Source organism: Mycobacterium colombiense (assembly GCF_001672755.1).
In the GTDB taxonomy this organism is placed as follows: Bacteria; Actinomycetota; Actinomycetes; order Mycobacteriales; family Mycobacteriaceae; genus Mycobacterium; species Mycobacterium colombiense_C.
Genome location: NZ_LZKI01000115.1, coordinates 167,681 through 192,019 on the forward strand (window position 1 = coordinate 167,681; position 24,339 = coordinate 192,019).

Below are 24,339 nucleotides of genomic sequence, written 5' to 3' on the forward strand. Positions count from 1 at the left end.
TCATCTGTGGCCTAAGCGATACTCGCTGAAGGTTATTGCCCCATCCGCATCTGGGTATGCGGCTTTCATGAGTCCACTACTGTCGGAGACTGCCACGCCGGTACGGCTGACGCTTGCCGGCACAGCCCGCCCCGATACGGCGGCGGAGTGGCGGCGGGCGCTGCAACGGTGGCTGCAGCAAGAGGTCCGCGTGCCAGAAGAAATTCGTGAGGACGTCGTCCTGGGCGTCAACGAGGCGCTGGCGAATTGTGTTGAGCACGCCTACCGCTCGCATCGCCAGGTCGGCGCCATGAAACTTCAGGCCAGCTACGATCCCGACGCCGAATCGATCCGGGTGTGCGTCAGCGACCGCGGAAACTGGCGAAAGCCTTCGTCCAGGCACTCCAGCGACCCCCACGCGTCGCGCGGCATCATGCTGATGCACGGCCTCGCCGACCACTGCACCATCCATGCCCGTCCCAACGGCACCAGCGTCTATTTGGATTACGCGACCGACGCGGAGGCCGCCGGCCATCACCACGTCGAAGCCCCGGAACCGCCTGGGTCAAGCGCCTGATCGCGCCGATGGCGTGAACTTGACCGGCATATTTTCCAGACCGCTGACAAAGTTCGCCGGGCGCAGCGGCAGCGGATCCCCCGACGCCAGCCGCATATCCGGCAGTCGTTTCAGCAGGCGTCCGAGCATCATCGACAGCTCCAGGCGCGCCAGCTGATTGCCCAGACAGAAGTGGGTTCCGAACCCGAAGGCCAGATGATTGTTGGGGTATCGGTCGATGCGGAAGTTTTCCGGATCTCCGAACACCGCCTCGTCGAAGTTCGCCGATTCGAACAGCAGGATGATCTTCTCGCCCTGCTTGAGCTCTGCACCGTGAAACTCCAGGTCGGCGGTCATGGTGCGGGCCATGTTCTTGACCGGGGCGGTCCACCGCAGCATCTCCTCGATCGCGTTGGGTAGCAGCGCCACGTCATCGACGAGCTGCTGGTGCTGTTGCGGGTGCCGCAGTATCTGCGCGGTACCGCCGGACAGCGTGTGGCGAGTGGTCTCGTCGCCGCCGATCAGGAGTAGCAACACCTCGGTGACGATCTCGTGGTCGGCAAGCTTTTCGCCGTCCACCTCCGCGTGCACCAACACGCTGACCAGGTCGTCGGTCGGATTCGCCTTGCGCGCCGCGATCATGCCAGTCATGTATTCGGTGTAAGCGGCGAACGCATCGACCGAGACCTGGAAATCCTCCTCTGCGGTCGTGCTGCTGAGCAAGGTCACCATGTCGTCGGACCAGCGAAGGAACATCTGGCGCTCCTCCGGAAGCACCCCGAGCATGTCACCGATCACTGCCATGGGCAGCGGAGCGGCGAGGTCCCAGACGAAATCGCACTCGCCCCGTTCGCAGACGTTGTCGATGAGTGCATCGCACAGCGCGCCGATCGCGTGCTCCCTGTCCTTGACGCGTTTGCGGGTGAAGCCCGCGTTGACCAGCTTGCGTCGCAGCAGATGCGTAGGGTCATCCATTGCGATCATCATCGGGGGCGCGTCCTGGTCCGGCCGGATACCTCCGGCGTTGGAGAACAACTCCGGCGCACGCTCGGCGTCGATCACCGCCTGGTAGCTCGCCGCGGCCGCCAGGCCATTGCGGTCCCGAAAGACCGGTTCGTTCTCGCGCATCCATTGATAGACCGGCCGCGAATCGCCCGCGTAGAAGGCCCCGTCGGTCAGGTCAATGTCGGGCCGCAATTGGTTGCGCGTATCGATGGTGCTTGCCACGGTTCACCCTTCTCCCGCCTGCGCTGAGTTACCGTGGACCTTACAGTAGGAACTGTGGTATTCCCCACAAAAGGTTTCGGCACGCTCGGTGTCCGAGCCGGCCGTCGGCGGGGCGCCGCATCGACGGGCTCACACGCCCGGTGAGGGGTCAAGCGATGCAACGCATCTCAGATGCCCGCGATGAGTTCCAGATCCTTCATGGCCGCCTCCAGGTGGCCGAGCATCCGCTGCAGGTGTGGGACGCTGCGACGGCAGCCGACCAGACCGAAGTCGAGGTTGTCCGCGTTGTTGGTGACGGTGATGTTGACCGCCTGGCCGTCGAGTGGGATCGACAGCGGATAGTTCCCGTCCAATCGCGCTCCACGCCAATACAAGTGGTCGGAGTTGCCGGTCGAAACGTTCGAGATGACGATGTTGAACGGCGGTGAGCCCGCGGACAGGTAGCCGGGGATCAGACCGAAGAACAGTCCCCCAATGTTGAAGGCGGACAGGGCCAGCTGCTGAACCGGAGGCAGCTGCCAGAACACCTCTTTGGTCTCGCGGATGGACGCGCTGATGGTCTCCAGTCGCTTCGCCGGGTCGTCGAGGTCGGTTGCGAGGTTGCACAGGAAGGTCCCGACGTTGTTCCCGCCGCGGTCATCGTCATCCTTACGCAGATTCACCGGGACCATGGCGGTCAGGGGCGCGTCCGGAAGGGCATTCTGATCGAGGAGGTAGGCGCGTAAAGCGCCGGCGGACATGGCGAGGATGACGTCGTTGATCGTCGTGCCGGTGGCGGCCTTGATCGCCTTGATCCGCTCCAGCGAGTAGGACTGGGCCGCAACCCGGCGGGCACCGCCGATCCGCACATTGAACATCGAACGGGGCGCCCGGAACGGCAGGGTCAGTTGTTGTTCGAGCAGCGCGGCGCGCGCGAGTTTGAGCGTGGACGGCGCCAAGGCGAGTGCCGAGCCCGCGGTGCGGCCGACCCGGTCGAAGAGGGACGGTTGGTGCCGCCGCCCGCTGCGCTTACGTGGCCCCAGGCTCCACGGCACCCGCACCTCGTCGTCGTGCGGATCGGACGTGAAGGCGCGCTGCACCAGGCGCAGCGCCGAGACACCATCCATGAGGGAGTGGTGATACTTCGTGTAGACCGCATACCGCCCGTCCTGCAGGCCTTCGACGAGATGCGCCTCCCACATCGGACGATGCCGATCGAGCAGGCTGCCGTGCAGCCGGGACGCCAACTCGAGCAGGTCCCGGACTCGTCCGGGTTCGGGAAGAGCCGACCGGCGCAGGTGATAGTCGAGCTCGACGTCTTTGTCGAAGGACCACGCGACATTGGTGAGGCCGCCGAAGAAGGCCGGGTGCTTACGGAAGGACGGCTGGATGTCCGTTTGCTCGAGCATCGCGTGATACGCCTCGCGGACGAAGTGAGGGCCGGCGTCTTCCGGCGGCTCGAAGAGCTGCAGCGAGCCCACGTGCATCGGATGTTCGCGCGACTCGCCGATGAGGAACAACGCGTCCGTCGGTGATATCGGTTCCATAGTCGTTCCCATTCCGTCCGCTGCGCCGTCCGTCCAGCGCATGCCCCTTTCGTATTAGCCGCGCAGAGCGATTGCTAATCGCGAATGAGCATTCGGACCCGCAGTCGCTCAGAGCGCTTGCGTGTGGGTTCGTTTGGGTATTGACGCTCAAGGGGGTGAGATGCCGGCGGATTCGGGATGTCCCAAGCGGATGGAGTACGGGCCGTGCGGCGGCGTGCGGCCGGATGGGCAGTGCGAGATGCGGCCGGGTCCTTGCGTGTTCGACGATGTGGTGCCGTGGTCGGGCCATAGACCCGCACCCCGTCCGGTGAGTGCCCCGCGGGTGCTCACGGACTTCAGCGCCACTCCCTTCGATCCCGACGACATCGCGGCGACGGCGGCCATCCTGGCATCCGGGTGCGACGCCGTCCTCGTCGGCGAGCACCAGAACAAGCCCGACTTCCCGCCCACGCTCATGGCGTCGCTGCTGCTCGACGCCGGCGTGACACCGTGGATCACCCTGTCGTGCCGGGACCGCAACCGCGTGGTGCTCGAGCAGGAGTTGCGGGGACTGCGCAGCATCGATGTCGACACCGTGTTATGCGTGACCGGTGACGGGCGCGGATACGACGTGCGCCCAGACGTCACGCAGACATTCGACCTCGACGGGCCCCGCCTCGTGTCGCTGGCCGCCTCGGTCGGCATGACCGCAGCGGTGCCCGAGACTCCGACCGCCCCGCCCGTGCACCATCGACCCGCTCGTCTGGTCGAAAAGCAATGCGCCGGAGCAAGTCTGGCCGTCCTGAATCACGTGCCTTTCCCGGACATGGTCGCCGACTTCATGAGGAAGGCGCAATCGGCCGGGCTGACGATCCCGGTGATCGCGGCGGTAGCGGTTTTCACCGACAGCATCTCGGCCGCGGTGCTGGAAGGCTTGCCCGGGCTTGAGCTCGATCCCGCTGTGACACAACGTGTTTTGAGCGCTCCGGATCCGGTGGCCACCGGAATCGCGGCGGCGGTGAGCGAGGCGCGAGTGCTGCTGTCGATCGAGGGCGTCGAGGGCGTCAACCTATCCGGGCTGGCGTCCGCGTCCGGCCCTCGCGTCGGCGCACAGATCAAGGCGGAGGTCGGTCGTCGAATCCTGGCGGGGGAGCGGCGCTTATGACGGACGCGATGGAGGCCGAATTCGATACCGTCGCCGAGTGGACCGCGCAGGTCGCGGCTGAGCTCGGGCCCGAGTACCACCTCCCGGCCGGCTGCCGGGGAAGCGGGAGTCCGGCCGCGCTCGACTGGCTCATCGAGCGGATGGCGCTGGCGCCCGATACGACGCTGTTGGATTCCGGCGCCGGTGTCGGGGGGCCTGCCGCGTACGCCGCGCAATCCGGCGCGGTGCGGCCCGTGCTCGTAGAGCCCGAAACGGGCGCCTGCCGCGCGGCGCGGAAACTGTTCGGCTTCCCGGTGGTGTGCGCACTGGGATCGGCCCTGCCGATGACGGACGCGAGCTTTGACGCCGCCTGGTCGTTGGGAGTGTTGTGCACGACGACGGATCAGCTCGCGTTGCTCATGGAGTTGCGCCGCGTCGTAAGGCCCGGCGGGCGCATTGGCTTACTGGTTTTCGTCGCACGCCGCGACGTACCGTCAAACGCTCTGGAAGGCAATCACTTTCCCACGCCCGGCGGATTGCGTGAGCTGTTGGCAGGGGCGTCACTGCACGTCGAGCAGTGGCTCGGCACAGCGGCTCTTCCGCCGATCGCCGACACATGGAACCGACGCGTCAAGACCGTGGAGAGCGTCCTCGGCGAGCGGCACGGACACACTGACGCCTGGCAGTTGGCCGAACGTCAGAGTTCGCGGATCGGGCGGCTGCTGGGCAATGGAACCTTGACCGGCGAGTTGTTGGTGCTGCGTCACGCCTGAGCGGATCGGTTAGCGCCCGGTGGCCTGGAAGATGACCCGGCGGGCGATCTGGACGGCGTGGTCGGCGAAGCGTTCGTAGAACCGGCCCAACAGGGTGGCGTCCACGGCGGCGGCGACCCCCTGCGTCCACGCGGGATCCATCAGCAGCGCCAGCAGCCGGTCGTGCAACTCGTCCATCGCGTCGTCGTCGTGGCGAATTTCGGCCGCCTCCCGCGGGTCTTGCGACACCAACACCTGCCGCGCCCCGAGGGCCAGCGCCTCGGCCGTCTCACCCATGGCGGCGACGTAGGGCCGCACCTCGGCGGACACGGCTGGGTGGGGGTGACGGCGGCGGGCGATCTCGGCGATGTGCACGGCCAGCTCGACCATCCGCCGCGCATCCGCGGCGATCCGGAGGGCGCTGACGACCGCGCGCAGGTCGGTGGCCACCGGCGCTTGCAACGCCAACAACGCGAACGCCGTCTCCTCGACGTGCGCGTCGAGGGCGACGATGCTGCCGTGGCGGGCGATGACGGATTCGGCCCCCGCCAGGTCGGTTTCCAGCAGCGCTTCGCTCGCCTGTGAAATCGCCTCGGCGGCCATCGCGCACATGTCCGCGAGCTGGCCGGTCAGCGTGTCCAGCTGCTGGTGGAAACCGGTCCTCATCTTCATCGAATAACCCGTCTCCGCGAAATAAACGTCGCCGCGCACAACGGCTGAAGTTCCTTCCGCGTTGCCCGCTAGCGGATGTCCTCGGCGAGCGCGCGTGCCTCCCGCTCGGTTTCGACGGCGGGTCCGGAGCCCGGCAACGGCTTGCCGGCGACTTCGGGGGTGAACAGCAGCGTGATGGCTCCCACCACGCCGGCGAAGATCAACATGTAGGCCGGCACCATCACGTTGCCGGTACCCGAGACCAGCGCCTGGGCGATCAGCGGCGTGATGCCGCCGACGAGGGAGATCGAGATGTTGTAGGAAATCGCCAGCGCCCCGTAGCGCACGTTGGTGGGGAACAAGGCCGGCAGCATGGCCGGCCCGGTGCTGTCGAAGCAGAGTTCCATCAGGCCGATCAGCAGCACGCCGATGAAAATCACCGGATACACGCCGCCGAAGCGGATCAGCAGGAACGCCGGGACGGAGGCCGCGATCAGCAGCCCGCAGCCCGTCCACATGATGGGTTTGACGCCGATGCGGTCGGACAGGCTGGCGACGAGCACCACGGTGACCATCAGGATCGCCAACGTCGACACGATCATGACCAGTCCGGCGGTGTGCCCGACGCGCACGAAGAGTCTGAGGTACGTGGGCAGGTACCCGGTGAGCATGAAGTCGGCGACCTGGGAGGTCAGTACCAGCGCCGCGCAGATCAGCATCGGGCGCCACTGGGCCGCGACCATGCGCAGAATTTGCCGCGGTCCTTGCCCGCCCGACGCGGGCGTATCGTCGTGCGCGCTCTGGTAGGCGGAGGACTCCTTGAGCCGAAGCCGTAGGTACAGGGCGACCAGGCCGAAGGGCAGCCCCAGCAACAGCGGAATACGCCAGCCGTACGTCAGCATGTCGTCGTCCGGCAGCCAGGTCTGTAGGCCAGTCACCAGCAACCCGGCGAGGACGAATCCGACCAGGTTGCCCATCGGCAAGAAGCCGACCATCATGCCGCGTTTGTGGTCGGGGGCCTGCTCGACGAGATAGGTCATCGCGCCGACGTACTCGCCGCCGGTCGACAGGCCCTGAAAGACTCGTGCGATGACGAGCAGGATCGGCGCCCAGATACCGATCGTGCTGTAGGTGGGCAGCAGGCCGGTCATGGTGGTGCTCACCGTCATCATGAGGATGGTGACCACCAGCACCCGGTGACGTCCGATGCGGTCGCCCAGCGGGCCGAAGATGAATCCGCCGAGCGGGCGCACGACGAACGCCGCCGCCAGCGTGCCGAATGTCGCGATGAGGTGGACGCCGCTGACGCTCTTGCCGGGGTAAAACACCTGGGCGATCGTGGTGGCGATGTAGCCGTAGACCCCGAAGTCGTACCACTCCATGAAGTTGCCGATGGCGGTACCCATGATGGTCTGCCGCATTGCCGGATCGGCGACCCTGATGTCTTTACGGGTCCATTTCCTCCGGCGGCCTCGAGTACCCATCGAATGATGGCTTACCCGAAACATTCCCGGGACGAACCGGCGGGGTCGGGTAATAAGCCGGTTTTCCGGGTTACCCGGAGCCCGCCGCAATCATCCGGCCCTGCCGTGGGCCGACGCGGTCGGTGACGGAAAATGCCAGCTAGGCATGCATCGCCGATGCCGAGGACGACGACATCGCGCCGGCTCCTGAGCCGAATTTGGTTATTCGCGTCACGTCGGCTCGCGCGCGGCGTGGCTCACTGGCCTTTCAGGCTCCCGATGCGCAGCGAGAAGTCGGCGGCTTTGGACGGCGGCGAGTCCTCGAACTGCTCGACGTAACCCTGGGGGTCACGATCGGTGATCGGCAGCCCCTCGGTGGTCGGGTGCTCGGCCATGAACTCGCGGTATTGACGCCCCAGCGCGTCGCGGAGCCCGATCGGGGCGTTGCGGCGGAAGTCCGACAACCCTTCGCGTTCCTCCTCGCCCATGTGATCGTCGTTCGCCTCCCGGGTGCGCCCGACGGCGGCCCACCACTGTTCGCTGCCCGGCGCGGCGGCGTTGGCATCGCGCACACCGTCGCGAATGTCGTTGTGATCGCCGATCGCGTCGAGGGTCTCGCCCTCGGCGTCGTCACCCCCGCGTTTCAGCAACTGCGGATAGAAGATCTTTTCTTCGATGTAGGCGTGCACGTCGAGCTTGTCGGCGAGCGGACCCCATACTCGCTCGAGCGCGGCCTGGTCGTCGGGGCGCTGGGCCTGCAGATCGTCCAGGCGCGCGAACTGTTCGCGGAACCACTCGTGGTCGGCCAGGATCAGCCTGGTGATGTCTGCCATCTTCAGAGTCCCGCCTCTCTGGATCCCGGTCAGCCGGGGCTTACCCCGTTTACCAGCTGAGGTAACAACGCGACGCGGGATCCGTCAACCGGGTTAGCGCCCTGGCTCGCGACCTTTGACTCAGTTGCTCTGCGCCGCAATCGAATCACCAATTTGACGCACGCGTAAGCCCTTTGATGGCCGTGCGTCGCCAGCGACACCCCCGGCCCCGCCCCTGTCGGCGCCGTGGCCCTGAACAGGAACTCGCCGGGAGGGCGCGGTTATCCGGGCGGATACACTGGGGCGGTCAGTTCGGCGATCAGGTTCGATCGCACCCGTAAACCAATAAGAATCAGTCAGAGGTTGTGCCTTGTCCGAAAAACCCGGCGATGCCGTCAGCTTGGAACCGCATTTCGAGGACGTACAAGCGCACTACGACCTGTCCGACGAATTCTTCGCGCTCTTCCTGGACCCGACGCGGACCTATAGCTGCGCGTATTTCGAGCGCGACGATATGACGCTCGAAGAGGCGCAGTACGCCAAGGTCGACCTCTCGCTGGGCAAGCTCGGACTGCAGCCGGGCATGACGTTGCTCGACATCGGGTGCGGGTGGGGTACCACGATCGTCCGCGGCCTGGAGAACTACGACGTCAACGTCGTCGGCCTCACGCTCAGCCGCAATCAACAGGCACACGTGCAGCGCCGCCTGGACGGCCACCCCTCGCAGCGGTCCAAGCGCGTACTGCTGCAGGGCTGGGAGCAGTTCGACGAGAAGGTCGACCGAATCGTGTCGATCGGCGCCTTCGAGCACTTCGGGCGCGACCGGTACGACGAATTCTTCAAAAAGGCCTACGAGGCGCTACCGGCCGACGGCGTCATGATGCTGCACACCATCATCAAGCCCAGCGACGAGGAATTCGCGGAGCGCGGCCTGCCCATCACCATGACCAAACTGCGCTTCATGAAATTCATCATGGACGAGATCTTCCCGGGCGGCGACCTACCGCAGGCCAAGGGTGTCGTGGAGCACGCCGAGCGTGCCGGCTTCGGTGTGAAGCTGATTCAGCCACTGCGCCTGCACTATGCCCGCACCCTCGACACCTGGTCGGCCGCTCTCGAGGCGCGCCGCGACGAGGCCATCGCGATTCAGTCCGAAGAGGTCTACGACCGGTACATGAAGTACCTGACCGGATGTGCGGACCTGTTCCGCGAGGGCTACACCGACGTCGCGCAGTTCACCCTGACCAAGGGCTGACGGCAAGTCGACTTCCAGGCCGATCGCGCTTCCCGGTTGGCCGGAGTGCGGTTTACCGGTGCATCTTCGCGGGTAATTCCACGGCAACAACCTGATTCGGTGGGTGCCGGTTTCCTTCGGCGCAACGCCGCTGGAAGGACCGACCGTGAGCGCCAAACACCGCATGCCGGAGTCACCGCAGCAAAGGCCGACGTCGACCGATCGCGGTCAGCGACGCGGCCTGTCCGGTGCCGCGAAGGTATGCGACATCATCTCCGCTGCGCTGTTGTGTGCCGCCTGCCTGACAGCGTTGGTGCTCAACGGAGGCCAGTACGAGAAGCGCAGTGTCACCGCCAGTCTCGAGCCGCCGGCCGTCGCGCAGCCGGTCAGTCAGGAAGGCACCGTGGTGGCCGTGTCAGCGGACTCGGTGACCATGCGCGGCGCGGACGGCCACACCCAGACCTACCACTTCACCCCGAACACCACCGTCGTCACGCATGGCGCACGCCAACCCATCACCGCCGCCCCGCATTTCACCGTCAATGACAAGGTCGTTGTGGTCGGGACGATCGAGGGCGGTACGGCGCTGGCCACCGCGGTGGCCTACCGCGGCGCGGGGCACGGTGAGGCTCCGCCGATGGATTACCTTGACGGGCAAACGGTTCCAGCCGGCGCCGCCTGAGGTTCAGCTTCGGAACCGACATTTCCATCCGCCTGTATCGACCGCTCACCTCGGGTATGCGCGCCCGGCCTAGTCTGGTAGCGATCCGGAAACAGGAGGCGCCATGGGCGGGCACGAAGCAAAGATGATCATCTTGTCGACCGACGACCTGGATGAGTCGATCCAATTTTACGGCGAGACCTTGGCCATGCCACTGAAGTTTCGTGATGGCGCGCACTTCGCGGCCCTCGACGCGGGCCCGGTCACGCTGGCGCTGGCGACCGTGGTCGACCACCCCATCCCCGGGCAGGTCGTGGTCGGCATCAAGACCGCGGACGTCGATGCGGCCGCGAAGGCCGTCGAGGCCAGCGGCGGCGGCATCGTGAAGGGCCCCTATGACGATGCCCATGAACGACGCGCCGTGGTCTATGACAACAAGGGCAACGGCTTGGTGTTCTACACGCCATTGGGCTGATAGCAGCGCCCGTACTTCGAGAGTGCCGCTGCGCGTTTACTTTCCGGTGCGCTCGCGGTGCTTGCAGCCCGGCCAGCAGCAGGGCCGCCGCTTGCCTTCTTCCAGCTCCTCCTGGGTCCGGCGGATGCGGCGTTCCCTGGTCGCCTGCTGCTTGGCATCCTCGACCCAACAGATGAACTCGTTTCGGGCCAGTGGGGTGATGTCGCGCCAGGCAGCGAGCGCGGTCGCGTTGCCGATGAGCGACTCGCGCAGGTCCGCAGGTAATCTGTGCACGACACCGCCGGGCACCCGCGGGCCGCTCATTGGCTCACCAAATGCGCGCTGTCGTCGTGTAATTCGTCGCGGCGCAATGTCATCGGGGTGAGAGCGGGGACATCGCCGCCCGCGACCACGGCGCGGGTAATCGGGGTGAGGGCCTGGAACAGCGTCTCCACCTCGTCGTCGCTGAGCGCCTCGAGCGCGGACAGGGCCAGCGTGTCGGTCGTCAATTCGATGTGGTCCTTCAATTCCCGTCCGGACGGCGTCAGTGTTCCGTCGTCGTTGAGCAGCCCACGCTCGGCGAGCCGTTGTTCGTGGTGACGCCAAGTGGTCTCGTCGTAGTCGCGGGTGCGGGCGATGTAATCGCGCGAGACGTTGCCCGCCGCGGCGTGTAAGACGTTGGAGTCGCGGCCGGAGATGCCGGCCGCGGCCAGCACGGCAACGTGCGCGTCGCCGCGCTGCTCGCGCAGCAGCGTCGCCGCGTGCCACAGCGCGGACAACGGGTCGTCCGGCCAGGGCAGCGCCAGGTTCGCGGCGAACAGCGGACGCGCGTCGAGCGGAGCATGACGCGCCGCCCGGCCCGCCAGTTCGGCTGCAACGCGGATGTTTTCGTCCGAACCCAGACCATAGCGGCGCAGCGCGGCCGCCGCGGACTCTTGCCGGGCCTGCAAAGCGGCCTGCGGGCCCGCGATCTCCCATGCCGCCGGCAGCGCCTTGGCGACCCGTTCGGGTGCGAAGTTGTAGAAGATCGCGCTCACCACCTCGCGGGGTGCCGCACCCAACGGCGCCGAGCGGGCCGCGAAATAGCCCATCCAGAAACCCCGGTAGCCCAGCGCGTCCAACGCCGCCCGCGCCTCGGGCGCGAAGTACGTCACCGCGTGCACCGGCTCGTAGCGATCGAAGAAGCGTCGGGCCAGGGCCGGTTGTCGTCGCATGCTCGCAGTTAACCACTGGCTCCCGCCACGACCAAGCACGGACCTGCGGCCCGAAAAGCGCCTCAGCCTAGGCTCGAGAAGTGACCATCCCGTATGACCGGCCATTGCGCGAGCGGATTCGGAACAACCTGGCCGGCCACCACCGCCGCGCGGTCACCGATCCGACGAAGCGGCATGCGGCCGTCGCGGTGGTCCTGGTGGATTCGGAGATAGGGGAGGACCGGGTCGATCCGGTGTCGGTGGACCAGTGGAACGGCGGGCGCGCGATGCCCGCTGCCCATTTGGACGGCCGCATGGTCGACGTATCCGGAGGTGCCGCTTTCTTGCTGTGCCGCAGGGCATCTCGGCTCAGCTCCCATGCGGCGCAATGGGCGCTGCCCGGCGGCCGGCTCGATCCGGGCGAGACGGCGGTCGACGCGGCGCTGCGGGAATTGCGGGAGGAGGTCGGCATCGAGCTGTCCGATTCGAGCGTGCTGGGACTGCTCGACGACTACCCCACCCGGTCCGGGTATGTGATCACCCCGGTGGTGGTCTGGGGAGGGGGACGGCTCGAGCTCCGACCCGCGCCCGACGAGGTCGTGGCCGTGTACCGGGTGGGGCTGCATCAACTCCAACGCGACGACTCGCCGCGATTCATCACCATTCCGGAAAGCCCGCGACCGGTCGTGCAGATCCCGCTGGGCAACGACCTCATCCACGCCCCGACCGGCGCAGTTCTGCTGCAATTGCGTTGGCTGGGTCTGGAAGGGCGCGCCGACCCGGTGGATGAGTTGGAACAGCCGGTCTTCGCCTGGAAGTAGCCATCCCCCAACGCCTCCAGCGGGGGTGACTGACGTCAGCGTTGGTCCGGCGTCCCGAACAGCGACGTCGCCAATTCGATCAGCGATGCGCCCGAGACATCCCAGGCGCCCGGGGGCGTCGGATCCGTCGGCCGGCCCGGCCCGTATTCGTCTGGGCGCGCGACGAAACCGGTGGCCAGCCCGCTGGTCCGGGCCGCCTCGAGGTCGGAGGGGTGTGCCGCCACCAGCATCACCTCACCGGCATCCAGGCCCAGCAATTGCGTGGGCGCCTGGTAGGCGCGCGGGTCGGGCTTGAAGGCTTTGCTGACATCGGAACCGAGCACCACGTCCCACGGCAGGCCGGCGTACTTCGCCATATCGACCAGCAGTCCGGTGTTGCCGTTGGACAGCGGCCCGACGATCACGTGCCGCTTCATGGCCGCGATGCCCTCGACGCTGTCCGGCCACGGTGGCAGCCAGCGCCACGACCGGGCCAAGGCGTCCACCTCCCCGCCGGGCAGCGCCTCGGCGTCGACGCCGAACTTCTCAAACGATGCGAGCAGGTTCTCTCGATGCAAGACATCCAGCGACACGAATTCCCGGAAGCCCGAGCGGACTTCGGCCATTGACGGGAGGTAGCGGCCGCGCCACTCCAGCGCAAACGCGCTCGCGTCGAGGTTGAGCTGGTGCCGGTGCGCGAATTGCCCTACCGAGGCCGCGATCCCGGAGCGCCAGTCGACGACCGTTCCGAAGGTGTCGAACAAAACGGCGCGCACTGCGCGGCCGGTCGAGGGCGAGCGGTAAGCGGTCATTTCCTCAGGCTAACGCCGCGCGCGGCGGCGTGGCCGGGCGGCGACACGTAATCTCGCCGTTGAGGATTGCAACTTCACCGAGAGGGCGTGGCAATGCCGGCTTCCGACGTACGCCGATACGTGATCGTTGGCGCCGGCGCCATCGGCGGCACCCTGGGCGGATTGCTGGCGCGCGCCGGAACCCCCGCGGTCTTGGTCGCCCGTGGCCGCCATGCCGAGGTGCTGGCTGCCGACGGTCTGACACTGAGGACGCCCGACGGCGCGTTCCGCACACCGGTCTCGGTCGCGTCGCGCCCCGAGCAGGTGAATCTGACCGAGCACGACGTGCTGGTCTTCACGACGAAAACGCAGCAACTCGACGCGGCCCTGCAGGAGTGGGTGGACCGGCCGGTACAGGGGACGGACGGCACCGCGGGCGAACTGCTCCCGGCGATGACCGCACTCAATGGTGTTGCCGCCGAGGAGAAAGCGCTTCGCTACTTCGCGCGCGTATTCGGCATCTGCGTGTGGTTGCCGGCCGTACACCTGGAACCCGGCGAGGTGATCGTCCGGTCCTGGCCGATCGCCGGCCAGTTTCACCTCGCACGGTGGCCCGCGGCGGTCACAACCGCGGCCGATGCCGACCTTGTGACCGCGCTCGCCGAGACCTGGAGCGCGGCGGGCATCCGCACCCGGGTCACGCCCGACGTCGCGCCTTGGAAATACAACAAGCTACTGAGCAACCTGGGAAACGGGGTTGGGGCCTTGACCGCCGGAGCGAGCGATGCCGGCAGGATCCTGGCCGCGTTGCGCGCCGAGGGCGAAGACGTGTTGCGTTATGCGGGTATCGAATTCGTCTCCTTCGAAACCTCGAAAGCGGTGCGTGCCGACGGACCGACCATCCGTCCGGTTCCCGGGTGGGACAACGGGTCGAGCAACTCCACCTGGCAGTCGTTCACCCGCAACACCGGCAACGTGGAGACCGACTTCTTCAACGGCGAGATCGTCCGAATCGCACACCGCCATGGCATCGCAGCGCCGCTGAATGCCGCGGTAGCGCGCGCGGTCCGCGTCGCGGTGCGCGAGGGGGCGGGACCGGGCCGCTACACGGCGGCCCAGCTGGCCCAAGTGTTGGGAATCGACGCGAGCGCCACATCGCAGGCCTGATCGGGCCACGATGCACCGGGCCGCCGCAAGGCGTACCATATCGTTAGCCGTGCGAACGAAAGTTCCGCGGCTCATTCGATGATTGGATTGGAGGCCGTTGTGGCCCGAAGTGCCGGTGACACCTGGGATATCGTGACGAGTGTCGGCTTCACCGCGCTGGCCGTTTGCGCGGCGCGTGCCCTCGACGCGGCCCTGCGACCGCCGCTGGCGAACGACGCCTTCGCCGCGGGATTCGTGACCGCCGCCGGTGAACCGAATCTTATTGCAGCAGTCGGCAATGCGGACATGAGCAGCGCCGCGGCATTCAACGCGCAGTGGGTGGGGGTGCGGACGCGGTTCTTCGACGAGTTCTTCGCTGAGGCCAGTCGATCCGGAACGCGCCAGGCGGTGATCCTGGCGGCGGGACTGGATTCTCGGGCGTACCGGCTGGAATGGCCGGCCGGACACACGCTTTTCGAAGTCGACCAACCGCGCGTGCTCGAATTCAAGCAGCAGGTTCTCGACCGCCAGGGTGCCGCACCGTCGACGCGGCGCGTCACCGTCGCCACCGACTTACGCGACGACTGGGCGGGCGAGCTGATCGCGGCGGGGTTCGACCCCGGCCAACCGACGGCGTGGGCGCTCGAGGGCTTGCTGCCGTATCTTCCTGGGGCAGCGCAGGATGCGCTGTTCGACAAGTTGCACGACTTGTCGGCTGTCGGCAGCCACCTGGCCGCCGAGCTCGGGCCGGCGCCCGGTGAAGTGCAGGAGTTCGCGGACAACGTCCCCACCATCAGCCAAGACACCGGCCAGCCGGCCGTCGCCAACCTGTGGTACGACGATCCGCGCTCGGACACCAAAGACTTTCTGGCCCAGCGTGGTTGGCGGGTCGCCGGCGCCGACTTGGTCAAGGCGGCCATCGAGTATGGACGGCCCTTCCAGGAGCTGCCCGTGGTCTTCGACCGGTTGATGCGCACAAAATTCTTCACCGCGGTCCGCAAAGGCTGACCGGCGAACGGTCTCTGCGGCTGTCATGTGACGGACGCTCGTTGTTCGCCCTTTGGTCACCAAGGGGCGGATTGGCTCTGCGAACCTTGACCAACGCATCGGGACGGACGTGTCTCGGCGCTTCGGGAAAGGGCCGCCCCCATGACAGAACACTTGCGCGCTTACAACAGTCTCTGGCAGGTCCGCAGCGACTCGTGGTGCCGGCTGGAGGAGGCGGCTGACCGGCTGACCCGCCCGACCACTACCGGAGATCTCAAGGACAAATGGGCGAGTGCCTGCCAGGAGCTGCTGGCTCGCCTGAGCACCCTGGAGCCGTACTGGGCGTATCCGGGGGCACCCCAATTCGCGCGTATCCAAAGGCTTTTCGCTGCGGGCAGCTATGACAAGTTCGCGCAGGCGGTCGGGCAGATCAACCGGGCACTGACCACGGAGTCCTACCGCTCGGGAGACGTGGACAACGCCGGCGCCGACGAGCTGGACATGTTCCCTTCCGACCCGCGGCAACTCCTCGAGCATCAACCCGCGACGCAGCGCGACCGGCCGTATTTCGAAGTGCTCGTCGTGGAGAAGATGACCGAAGAGCAGGAGCGGGTGCTGCGCAACGAGGTTCGTAAATGGCGACGGCCCGACGACGAATTCGTCTACGAGCTCGTGGTGGTGTCCAGCGGGGATGAGGCCCTGATTGCGGCACGGCTGAACGTCAACCTGCAGGCGGTCGTGATCCGCCGGCGCTTTTCCCACCAGTCGACGCGGGACCTCTCGGCGCTGTCAGAATTCGTCGACACCGCGGTGTCGGACGAGTTGAACGATCACCAGTCACCCGAAGAGCGCGCGCAGATCCTGGCGCTCTCGCTGGCGGAATTGCGGCCCGAGCTGGATCTCTACCTGATGACCGAGATCGAGGTGGAAGACATCGCCGGGCGACTGGGCCAGTACTTCCGCCGGGTGTTCCACGCCCGCGAAGGCATGCTCGAGCTGCACCTGTCCATCCTGCAAGGCGTGGCCGCGCGCTACCGCACACCTTTTTTCAGCGCACTCAAGCAGTACAGCCACCGGCCGACGGGGGTCTTTCACGCGCTCCCGATTTCGCAGGGTAAGTCGATCGTCAACTCCCACTGGATCAAAGACATGGTGGGTTTCTACGGCTTGGACGTGTTCATGGCGGAGACGTCGGCGACATGCGGTGGCCTGGACTCGTTGCTCGAGCCGACCGGCCCTCTGCGCGAGGCCCAACAGCTCGCGTCGCACGCCTACGGCTCGCGCCACACGTACTTCGTCACCAACGGAACGTCCACGGCGAACAAGGTCGTCACCCAAGCGTTGGTGGCACCGGGCGACATCGTGCTGCTCGACCGCAACTGCCATCAGTCCCATCACTACGGGATGATGCTGGCCGGCGCGAATGTGGTGTATCTGGACGCGTATCCGCTCAACGAGTACTCGATGTACGGCGCGGTGCCCTTGCGGGAGATCAAATCGAAGCTGCTGGCGCTGCGGCGCGCCGGCAAGCTCGACCGGGTCAAGATGATGTCGCTGACCAACTGCACCTTCGACGGGGTCGTCTACGACGTAGAGCGCGTGATGCAGGAGTGCCTCGCCATCAAGCCCGATCTGGTCTTCTTATGGGACGAGGCCTGGTTCGCCTTCGCGCGGTTCCACCCCGTCTATCGGACCCGTACGGCCATGGCCGCCGCGCGGGCGCTGCGTGAGCGGCTCCGGGATCACGACTACATAAGCCGCTATGAGGAGCAGCTCGCCGCCGGTTCCGCCGACCCCTCCGACGACGACCTCCTGGACCGTCGGCTGCTCCCCGATCCCGCCCGGGCCCGGGTACGCGTGTACGCCACCCAGTCGACGCACAAGACGCTCACCGCGCTGCGGCAGGGATCGATGATCCACGTCTTCGATCAGGATTTCGACCAGAAGGTCGCCGAGCCGTTCCACGAGGCCTACATGGCGCACACGTCGACGTCACCCAACTACCAGATCCTCGCGTCGCTGGATCTCGGCCGCCGGCAGGTGGCCTTGGAAGGCGTCGAACTGGTGCAGCGGCAGATCGAAAACGCAATGCAGCTGCGCGATGCCATCGACAACCACCCACTGCTGAGCAAGTACATGCGCTGCCTGCGCACATCGGATTTGATCCCGGAGGAGTACCGACCATCGGCTATTGCCCAACCGCTACGCTCCGGTCTGCGCAACATGATGGCGGCCTGGGATCAAGACGAGTTCGTGCTCGATCCGTCCCGGATCACGTTGTTCATCGGACTCACCGGCTATGACGGTGACACCTTCAAGCGTCAGCAGCTGATGGACCGCTACGGAATCCAGATCAACAAGACGTCGCGCAACAGCGTGTTGTTCATGACCAATATCGGCACCACCCGCAGCTCGGTTGCGTTCCTGGTGGAAGTGCTGGTGAACATCGCCCGCGAGCTGGATCAATCCATTTCCGAAATGAGTCTCGGAGAACGCGAGCACTTCGAACGCGCGGTCTTCCGCCTCACCGAAATGCCCTTGCCGCTAGCGGATTTCAGCGGGTTTCATCCCGCGTTCCGGGATCACAGCGGAGCCGAACCGACGCCCGAGGGAGATGTACGCCGCGGGTTCTACCTCTCCTACGACGACACCAACTGCGAATACCTCACCGGTGAGCAGGTGGTGGAACGACTGGATGCGGGCGTCGATGTCGTGTCGGCGACTTACGTGACGCCCTACCCGCCAGGATTTCCGGTCCTGGTGCCCGGGCAGTTGTTCAGCCGGGAGATCCTGCAATTCATGCGGGATCTAGACACCCCCGAGATCCACGGGTATCTACCGGATTTCGGCTACCGCGTCTACACCGAGAAGGCCATCGAGATGGTCAGCCGGCCTGCCGGCCCGGCGTCCAACGGCGACCGCTTCGCCGAAACCGTGCCCGCTCCCGCATCGGGCAAGGCGCCGAAGAGAAAGTCGGCGAAGCGCGACGGCCCCGATCGGGGCGGCAACCTGCCCGAGGTCGGGCACGAAGAGCTGCTGGGCCGACAGCAGCCCGGCGACGGACTGACCGCGCCCGTCGCGCCAAGCGGCAGTGGTGTCGCGGGGGCGGGCGAACTCACCGGCGGCTAGCGGCCCGGCCGTGACCGCCCGGTGCGCGCTGAACCGGCTGACAACCGAGCGTCGACGATACTCAGCGCGCGTGCGGCCCATCGAATGTTCTCCTCTTCGAACGCGATTCCGCGCGTCAGCGTCAGGTACGGGCCAACTCGCTCGGCCTGGGCGAGGTATTCCGCTTCGTCAAGGCCGTCCAGCATCCGCGTCCGCAGCCGTTCGTAGCGTTGCACTTTGGCGCTCGCCCAGTCCCGTCGTTCCCGAATGAATTCGCGGACTGCGTCGATGTCTCCGGCGTCGGCGGCCTGGACCTTGACCAGCAATTCATCACGGATGACCGACGGCTTCGGCGCCTTCGCCGTGAACTGCCGGATAGCGTCACGGCCGGTTTCGGTCAGCGAGAACATGCGCTTGTTGGGCCGGCGTTCTTGCTGCACGATCCGGGCCTGGATGAGACCCTGTTCGGCGAGCCGGTCGAGTTCGCGGTACAGCTGCTGCGGGGTGGCCGGCCAGAAGTTCGCGACCGAGGCGTCGAAGTCTTTGGCCAGGTCGTATCCGGACGATTCACCCTCGAGGAGGGCGGCCAACACCGCGTCACGCAGCGACATCGGTCGATGCTACAACGATGCGACTAATCAACAAAGTGATTAATCGCACTCTGGACTTCCGGGTACGGGCGTCCTAGCGTCGATTCGATCTACTCAACTAGTTGACTATGCGAGGTCGCTGATGCACCCGTTCCGTAAAGCCGTCGAAGAGCGCGACGAGACGAGCATCCAGGCGATGCTGGCCGACACCGTGGTCTTCACCAGCCCGGTGGCGTTCAAGCCCTACGTCGGCAAGCCGATCACAGCCGCCATCTTGCGCGGCGTGTTACGAATCTTCGAGGACTTCCATTACATCCGCGAGATTCACGACCCGAGCGGGCGCGATCATGCCTTCGTGTTCGAGACCGGGATAGCCGGGGCGCCGGGGGTGAAGATCACCGGCTGCGACTTCCTGCACTTCGACGACGAGGGTCTGATCGACGACTTCATGGTGATGGTGCGTCCGCTGTCGGGCGCGACGGCACTGTCGGAGGCGATGGGTGCCCAGTTTGATCGCATCCAGCAGGAGGCGCTCGAATTGGCCAATCAATCCGGTACCGCGTAGAAGTAATGACCATGCGGATTGGACTGAGCATCAATTATGCGGGCGGGTTCAAGGACGTGGCCGCCGAAGTGGCCGACCTCGAGCGCGCCGGACTGGACATTGTCTTTGTCCCCGAGGCGTATTCGTTCGACGCGGTGAGCGCACTGGGTTACCTGGCCGCGAGCACCGAACGCGTCGGGTTGGCCTCGGGCATCCTGCAGCTGTACACCCGGACCCCCACCCTCACCGCGATGACCGCGGCCGGACTGGACTACGTCTCCGACGGCCGGTTCACCCTCGGCCTGGGCGCCTCCGGCCCACAGGTCATCGAGGGCTTCCACGGTGTTCCCTACGACGCACCGATCGGCCGGACCCGCGAGGTCATCGACATCTGCCGCCAGGTGTGGCGGCGCGAGACCGTGCAACACCAGGGCAAGCACTACACGATCCCGCTGCCCGCCGACCAGGGCACCGGGCTCGGCAAGCCGCTCAAGCTGATCAATCAGCCTGTCCGCGAGCGCATTCCGATATTGGTGGCCGCGCTGGGGCCCAAGAATGTCGAGATGGCGGCCGAGATCGCCGAGGGCTGGCAGCCGATCTTCTATCTGCCCGAAAAGGCGCGAGACGTGTGGGGGGATGCTCTGGCCGCCGGCCGGGCCAAGCGCGACCCCGGCCTGGGTGAGCTCGACATCTACGCCGGCCCCGTGCTGGCCATCGGTGAAAACGTGGAGTCGCTAAGGGAATTCGTCAAACCGCACCTGGCGCTTTATATCGGTGGGATGGGCGCCAAGGGGAAGAACTTCTATCACGCCCTAGCCACGAAATACGGCTACGGCCCCGAAGCCGACCGGATTCAAGAGCTTTACCTGGCCGGTGACAAAGACGGCGCCGCCAAGGTCGTGCCCGACGATCTGGTGCGTGACGTCAACCTGATCGGCACCCGAGAATTCGTCAAGGAACGCCTGGCGGCGTTCCGCGAGGCGGGGGTCACCACCCTCAACGTGGCGCCCATCGCCTCCACGACGGCTGAGCGGATCAAGCTGATCGAGACGCTGCGCCAATTGGTTTGAGCGCCACCGCTGTCCGGGCCGATCAGTCCTGGCGGTGACTATCCCGCCGTAACCGCACCGCTCTGGCGAACGCCGCCACCGAGGCCAGCACCGCCATCACCGACAGGATCACCACCGAGGCCGCGGACCCTACGGTGGCAAGGACCAGTGGCAGCGCGAAGCCGACGTAGGTGACGACGTAGAAGGCTCCGGTCAGCGCGCCGCGCAGGTGTGGCGGCGCGGCGGCCTCCAGGTCGATCAATCCTTCGCGCAGGCACAGTCCCGACGCGCAGCCGAGGACAAGCAATAGTGGTAGGCCCAGCGCCGGGGTCAGCGTCGGCGGTGCGATTGCGGCGGTCGCGTAGCCGAGCGCGGCCAGCACCGCACCCGCCGTGCCGGCCTGCGGGCCCCACCGCAACGCGCGGGCCAGTATTTGAACGACACCGCTGACACCGTTGACGATCAGGGTGGCCGTGCCCGCCGCCATCGGAGCCGCGAGCGCGGTGTGCAACCGGGTGGGGATAGTAACGAATCCCAGTGTCGCCGAGGCATATACCCACGGCGCGAGCGGCATGGCCCAACTCAGGGCCCGGCTGAATCTGGTCACCGCCGGTGCAGTTCGTGCCGCGTGGTAGTGCGTCGGCGTGCCGGGCCCGGCGGTGCGCCGGGCCGCACCGGCGACAGCCAACGCTGCCAGCACGACAATGGCGGCGGCGACACCGAACGACGCCCGGATGCCGGGTCGTCCGGCCAACACGATGAACCCCCCGGCGAACGGCCCGAGGGCGAAGCCGGCGGTCAGCACCGCTCCGGCGGTCGCGGCGCCCGCGGGGCCTCTCAGATCCGAGGCCCATGCGGTGCACGAGCTGATGGCCAGGCCCACACCGATCCCGACGATCAGGCGTCCCAGCAGCAGAGCGCCCGTGTGCTGGGAAAGCAGCATCACCGCCGTCCCCAACAGGGCAGCCGAGGACCCCGCCAGCGCCACCGACCGGCGCCCGAGCGCGTCCGACGCGCGTCCGCCGACGAGCAACCCGGGCAGCAACCCCAGCGCGTAAATCCCGAAGATCCCGTCGAGCGTGGCCGTGCTGAGGTGCTCGGTGTCGCTGATCACCGGCATCAACCCGACGAAGTGGTTGGCGACCCACCCGGTGGCCAGCAGCAGCGCCAACACGCTGGCGAACAGCGCCTGGGTCCTCGCCGGATCGCGTGTCGACCGGGCACTGTCGGTGCGCACATTCGACGAGGTCACCGATCTCCTCCCCTCCCAAACCCAACGTGCGTGCGCGGCCGACCGACGATGTAGAACGCGACGTCACCTGGCCGGTTATTCCCGCTCGACGCGATCACACCGCTTCAGGCACCGCGATGTCACCCGAATTTCAGCGTGCAACGCGCGCCTGCAAACACGGCGGACCCCGGTTCGGAGGCCCCTTCGGGGTTTGAAATCAGGCGATTTGGTGTACTGATACCACTACTCGCACCCAGGAAGGCAAATGATGAAGTACATTGCGGCAGCCACGATCGCGGTCTCCGTCTTGCTGTCCAGCGCGTGTTCGGCCTCACAGGTCATCAACACCGGCGGCGACACGAAGTGCAAGGATTTCACCACGCAGGACGAGAAGAAGCAGAACGACGAAGTCAGCAAGATGCTCAAAGACAAGAGCGGCACCGATCCGACCAATGTGGAGATTTCCGCAACGCGGCTCTCGGCGATGACTTACTGCCAGACGCTCGGCAAGCCCGACACCAAGATCTCCGAGGCGCCCCACGGCTGACGGCCGCCGCGGCGCGCAGCCGGTTCCCGATCGGGAGCCGGGGCCGCCATTGAAATCATGACCACCTGAACCCTTCCGGCTCCGTCGGGAGCTTCCTAGGCTGCGCGGGTGATATCGACCAGCCCGGCGCCGGCACGGGTGTCGCTTCGTGGCGTCAGCCGCACGTTCGGAACGCACACCGTGCTGCGCGATGTCGACGTCGAGATCGAGCCCGGTGAGGTTGTCGCACTGCTCGGGTCGTCGGGCAGCGGCAAGTCGACGCTGCTGCGGTTGATCGCCGGCCTCGACCTACCCACCGGTGGACGGATCGAGATTGATGGCGAGTCCGTCCGGGGGATCGACCCGCGCTGCGCCGTGGTGTTCCAGGAACCCCGCCTACTGCCTTGGCGGTCGCTATCGGCCAACGTCGAATTCGGTCTGACACCGGGTACAGGGCGATCGAAAGGTTCCGCGGCGGTGCAGCATTGGCTGGACGTCGTCGGTTTGACCACATTTCGCGATCACTTTCCGCGACAGGTGTCCGGCGGTATGGCGCAGCGCGCGGGACTGGCCCGGGCCCTGGCCCGGCGCCCCAGCGTTCTGCTGCTCGACGAGCCGCTGGCCGCCCTCGACGCGCTGACCCGCCTGCGGATGCAGGACCTGCTCGACACGGTGCAACAAGAGGCCGGTACCACCACCGTGTTGGTCACCCATGATGTGGACGAGGCGGTGATTCTCGCCGACCGGGTGCTGGTCCTGCGCGCCGACGCGATCGGCGGCGCCGGCATCGCCGCGGAATTCGAAGTAGCGATTCCCAAGCCACGCGACCGCGGTGACCCGCGCATCACCGCGCTGCGCGATCAGCTATTGGACGAACTCGGCGTCCCCCGACGCGCCACCGCGTCGTCTGCGATTGATGAGGAGGCGAAAACGTCGTGAAGCGGCGGTATCTGACGACAATGGCGATGACCGCCGCGGTAGTCGCCGCGGCGTCCGCCTGCGGTTCGAGCAACGGCACCGCGACGGCGAAGGACCTCCACCTGGACTACGCCTACTACAACCCGCTGAGCCTGGTCATACGCGATCAGCACCTGCTCGAGAAGCAGGGCTACAACGTCACCTGGGTGCTGTCGCAGGGCAGTAACAAGGCCAACGAGGGACTACGGTCAAAGGCCCTGGACTTCGGCTCCACCGGCGGTTCCCCCGCCTTATTGGCGCGGGCCAACGGCACGCCGATCAAGACCGTCGACGTATACGCCAAGGGGGAGTGGACGGCGCTGGTTGTCGCCAAGAACTCACCCATCAACTCCGTGGCTGACCTGAAGGGCAAAAAGGTCGCGGTTACCAAGGGGACCGACCCCTACTTCTTCCTGTTGCAATCCCTTGCGACAGTGGGGCTTTCGCCCGCTGACATCGAGATCGTCAACTTGCAGCATTCCGACGGCAAAACCGCTCTGGAGCGCGGCGATGTCGACGCGTGGTCTGGGTTGGACCCGTTCATGGCGGAGACGATCCAGCAACAGGGATCCCGCATCATCTACCGCAACCCCGATTTCAATTCCGGCGGCGTCTTGAACGCACGCGAGGACTTCATCACCGCCCATCCGGATTCCGTGCAGTCGGTGGTCAATACCTACGAGGAGGCCCGGAAGTGGGCAACGAAGCACCCGGCCGAGCTGGCGGCATTGCTGGCCTCGCAGGCGAAGGTACCGCCGAGCGTGGCGCAAGAGGAGTTGGGCCGAACGGCATTGGACATCTCGCCGGTGCCGGACGATTCGCTGCGCGCGGTGCTGACCAGGGTCGTACCGCTGGCCGTGGCGGACGGCGATATCAAATCCGACGACGCCGGCCGCAACGCGCTGAGCACACTGTTCGAGCCGAAGTACGCCCAACAAGCACACTGACGTCGAAGACCGGGCGGCTGGCCAAGTTGCCG

25 protein-coding genes are annotated in these 24,339 nt (G+C 66.4%); 15 read left to right on the forward strand and 10 right to left on the reverse strand.

The genetic code is table 11. From position 1 onward, the window contains the following. Positions 1 to 67 precede the first annotated feature (67 nt). Positions 68 to 556, forward strand: coding sequence for an ATP-binding protein (locus A5708_RS16095; protein WP_065029564.1), 489 nt, complete (start codon positions 68 to 70; stop codon positions 554 to 556). Here A5708_RS16095 and A5708_RS16100 read toward each other — a convergent pair. Next, positions 545 to 1,762, reverse strand: coding sequence for a cytochrome P450 (locus A5708_RS16100; RefSeq protein WP_065029565.1), 1,218 nt, complete (start codon positions 1,760 to 1,762; stop codon positions 545 to 547). The genes A5708_RS16095 and A5708_RS16100 overlap by 12 nt on opposite strands. A gap of 167 nt (positions 1,763 to 1,929) precedes the next feature. Continuing rightward, positions 1,930 to 3,288 carry a WS/DGAT/MGAT family O-acyltransferase gene (locus A5708_RS16105; RefSeq protein ID WP_065029566.1) on the reverse strand — a complete coding sequence of 453 codons (1,359 nt, stop codon included), beginning with the start codon at positions 3,286 to 3,288 and terminating at the stop codon, positions 1,930 to 1,932. A 160-nt stretch (positions 3,289 to 3,448) separates the two neighbouring features. Here A5708_RS16105 and A5708_RS16110 point away from each other — a divergent pair, with 160 nt between their 5' ends. Next, positions 3,449 to 4,432, forward strand: coding sequence for a methylenetetrahydrofolate reductase C-terminal domain-containing protein (locus tag A5708_RS16110; RefSeq protein WP_065029567.1), 984 nt, complete (start codon positions 3,449 to 3,451; stop codon positions 4,430 to 4,432). After that, a complete protein-coding gene (locus A5708_RS16115; protein WP_065029568.1) occupies positions 4,429 to 5,184 on the forward strand; it encodes a class I SAM-dependent methyltransferase in 756 nt (251 codons plus the stop codon). Before A5708_RS16110 ends, A5708_RS16115 begins: the two co-directional genes overlap by 4 nt. A 9-nt stretch (positions 5,185 to 5,193) precedes the next feature. Here the strand turns inward: A5708_RS16115 and phoU are convergent, their stop codons facing one another. From phoU to A5708_RS16130, 3 genes are all read right to left on the reverse strand, one after another. Next, positions 5,194 to 5,829: a phosphate signaling complex protein PhoU gene (gene phoU / locus A5708_RS16120; protein ID WP_065029606.1), complete on the reverse strand. Its 636-nt coding sequence runs from the start codon at positions 5,827 to 5,829 to the stop codon at positions 5,194 to 5,196. Positions 5,830 to 5,903: 74 nt separating this feature from the next. After that, positions 5,904 to 7,235, reverse strand: a complete 1,332-nt coding sequence (locus A5708_RS16125) for an MFS transporter (RefSeq protein ID WP_065029569.1) — start codon at positions 7,233 to 7,235, stop codon at positions 5,904 to 5,906. A gap of 299 nt (positions 7,236 to 7,534) precedes the next feature. After that, on the reverse strand, positions 7,535 to 8,110 hold the full coding sequence (locus A5708_RS16130; RefSeq protein ID WP_065029570.1) for a hemerythrin domain-containing protein: 576 nt from the start codon (positions 8,108 to 8,110) through the stop codon (positions 7,535 to 7,537). A 349-nt stretch (positions 8,111 to 8,459) separates the two neighbouring features. Here A5708_RS16130 and A5708_RS16135 point away from each other — a divergent pair, with 349 nt between their 5' ends. The 3 genes from A5708_RS16135 (at position 8,460) to A5708_RS16145 (ending at position 10,459) form a co-directional block, all read left to right on the forward strand. Then, positions 8,460 to 9,344, forward strand: coding sequence for a cyclopropane mycolic acid synthase family methyltransferase (locus tag A5708_RS16135; RefSeq protein WP_065029571.1), 885 nt, complete (start codon positions 8,460 to 8,462; stop codon positions 9,342 to 9,344). A gap of 145 nt (positions 9,345 to 9,489) precedes the next feature. Then, the gene (locus A5708_RS16140; RefSeq protein ID WP_231117929.1) at positions 9,490 to 10,005 is read left to right on the forward strand and encodes a hypothetical protein; all 516 of its coding nucleotides are present in this window, start codon (positions 9,490 to 9,492) and stop codon (positions 10,003 to 10,005) included. 103 nt (positions 10,006 to 10,108) lie between these two features. Continuing rightward, positions 10,109 to 10,459: a VOC family protein gene (locus tag A5708_RS16145; protein WP_065029573.1), complete on the forward strand. Its 351-nt coding sequence runs from the start codon at positions 10,109 to 10,111 to the stop codon at positions 10,457 to 10,459. 36 nt (positions 10,460 to 10,495) lie between these two features. Here A5708_RS16145 and A5708_RS16150 read toward each other — a convergent pair whose 3' ends face one another. Beyond that, entirely contained in the window at positions 10,496 to 10,762 is a 267-nt protein-coding gene (locus A5708_RS16150; RefSeq protein ID WP_065029574.1) for a YdeI/OmpD-associated family protein, read from the reverse strand. Then, a complete protein-coding gene (locus A5708_RS16155) occupies positions 10,759 to 11,652 on the reverse strand; it encodes an SCO6745 family protein (RefSeq protein WP_065029575.1) in 894 nt (297 codons plus the stop codon). Before A5708_RS16155 ends, A5708_RS16150 begins: the two co-directional genes overlap by 4 nt. 80 nt (positions 11,653 to 11,732) lie before the next feature. Between A5708_RS16155 and A5708_RS16160 the strand changes: the two genes are divergently transcribed. Continuing rightward, positions 11,733 to 12,452 carry an NUDIX hydrolase gene (locus A5708_RS16160; protein ID WP_065029576.1) on the forward strand — a complete coding sequence of 240 codons (720 nt, stop codon included), beginning with the start codon at positions 11,733 to 11,735 and terminating at the stop codon, positions 12,450 to 12,452. 35 nt (positions 12,453 to 12,487) lie between these two features. Here A5708_RS16160 and A5708_RS16165 read toward each other — a convergent pair whose 3' ends face one another. Beyond that, the gene (locus A5708_RS16165) at positions 12,488 to 13,243 is read right to left on the reverse strand and encodes a haloacid dehalogenase type II (protein ID WP_065029577.1); all 756 of its coding nucleotides are present in this window, start codon (positions 13,241 to 13,243) and stop codon (positions 12,488 to 12,490) included. A 93-nt stretch (positions 13,244 to 13,336) separates the two neighbouring features. On the opposite strand from A5708_RS16165, the gene A5708_RS16170 reads away from it, so the two are divergent. The 3 genes from A5708_RS16170 to A5708_RS16180 all read left to right on the forward strand — a co-directional run bounded on the left by A5708_RS16170 (position 13,337) and on the right by A5708_RS16180 (position 18,484). Then, complete coding sequence (locus A5708_RS16170) at positions 13,337 to 14,389, forward strand: ketopantoate reductase family protein (protein WP_065029578.1); 1,053 nt, start codon at positions 13,337 to 13,339, stop codon at positions 14,387 to 14,389. A 99-nt stretch (positions 14,390 to 14,488) separates the two neighbouring features. Further along, the gene (locus A5708_RS16175) at positions 14,489 to 15,376 is read left to right on the forward strand and encodes an SAM-dependent methyltransferase (RefSeq protein WP_065029579.1); all 888 of its coding nucleotides are present in this window, start codon (positions 14,489 to 14,491) and stop codon (positions 15,374 to 15,376) included. Positions 15,377 to 15,517: 141 nt separating this feature from the next. Next, complete coding sequence (locus tag A5708_RS16180; RefSeq protein WP_231117930.1) at positions 15,518 to 18,484, forward strand: aminotransferase class I/II-fold pyridoxal phosphate-dependent enzyme; 2,967 nt, start codon at positions 15,518 to 15,520, stop codon at positions 18,482 to 18,484. On the opposite strand, the gene A5708_RS16185 is transcribed toward A5708_RS16180, so the two are convergent. Next, positions 18,481 to 19,074, reverse strand: a complete 594-nt coding sequence (locus A5708_RS16185; protein ID WP_065029580.1) for a PadR family transcriptional regulator — start codon at positions 19,072 to 19,074, stop codon at positions 18,481 to 18,483. The genes A5708_RS16180 and A5708_RS16185 overlap by 4 nt on opposite strands. Before the next feature lie 121 nt (positions 19,075 to 19,195). Between A5708_RS16185 and A5708_RS16190 the strand changes: the two genes are divergently transcribed. After that, positions 19,196 to 19,618 (forward strand): nuclear transport factor 2 family protein, encoded by a 423-nt coding sequence (locus tag A5708_RS16190; protein ID WP_065029581.1) that lies wholly within the window; start codon positions 19,196 to 19,198, stop codon positions 19,616 to 19,618. 11 nt (positions 19,619 to 19,629) lie between these two features. Further along, positions 19,630 to 20,667, forward strand: coding sequence for an LLM class F420-dependent oxidoreductase (locus A5708_RS16195; protein WP_065029607.1), 1,038 nt, complete (start codon positions 19,630 to 19,632; stop codon positions 20,665 to 20,667). Between the two features lie 22 nt (positions 20,668 to 20,689). On the opposite strand, the gene A5708_RS16200 is transcribed toward A5708_RS16195, so the two are convergent. Beyond that, entirely contained in the window at positions 20,690 to 21,898 is a 1,209-nt protein-coding gene (locus tag A5708_RS16200) for an MFS transporter (RefSeq protein ID WP_065029582.1), read from the reverse strand. 244 nt (positions 21,899 to 22,142) lie between these two features. Between A5708_RS16200 and A5708_RS16205 the strand changes: the two genes are divergently transcribed. The 3 genes from A5708_RS16205 to A5708_RS16215 all read left to right on the forward strand — a co-directional run bounded on the left by A5708_RS16205 (position 22,143) and on the right by A5708_RS16215 (position 24,307). Next, entirely contained in the window at positions 22,143 to 22,424 is a 282-nt protein-coding gene (locus A5708_RS16205; RefSeq protein WP_065029583.1) for a hypothetical protein, read from the forward strand. Positions 22,425 to 22,562: 138 nt separating this feature from the next. Then, a complete protein-coding gene (locus tag A5708_RS16210; protein WP_081292977.1) occupies positions 22,563 to 23,342 on the forward strand; it encodes an ABC transporter ATP-binding protein in 780 nt (259 codons plus the stop codon). Beyond that, positions 23,339 to 24,307 (forward strand): aliphatic sulfonate ABC transporter substrate-binding protein, encoded by a 969-nt coding sequence (locus tag A5708_RS16215; protein WP_065029585.1) that lies wholly within the window; start codon positions 23,339 to 23,341, stop codon positions 24,305 to 24,307. The genes A5708_RS16210 and A5708_RS16215 overlap by 4 nt, the downstream gene beginning before the upstream one ends. Positions 24,308 to 24,339: the final 32 nt, after the last annotated feature.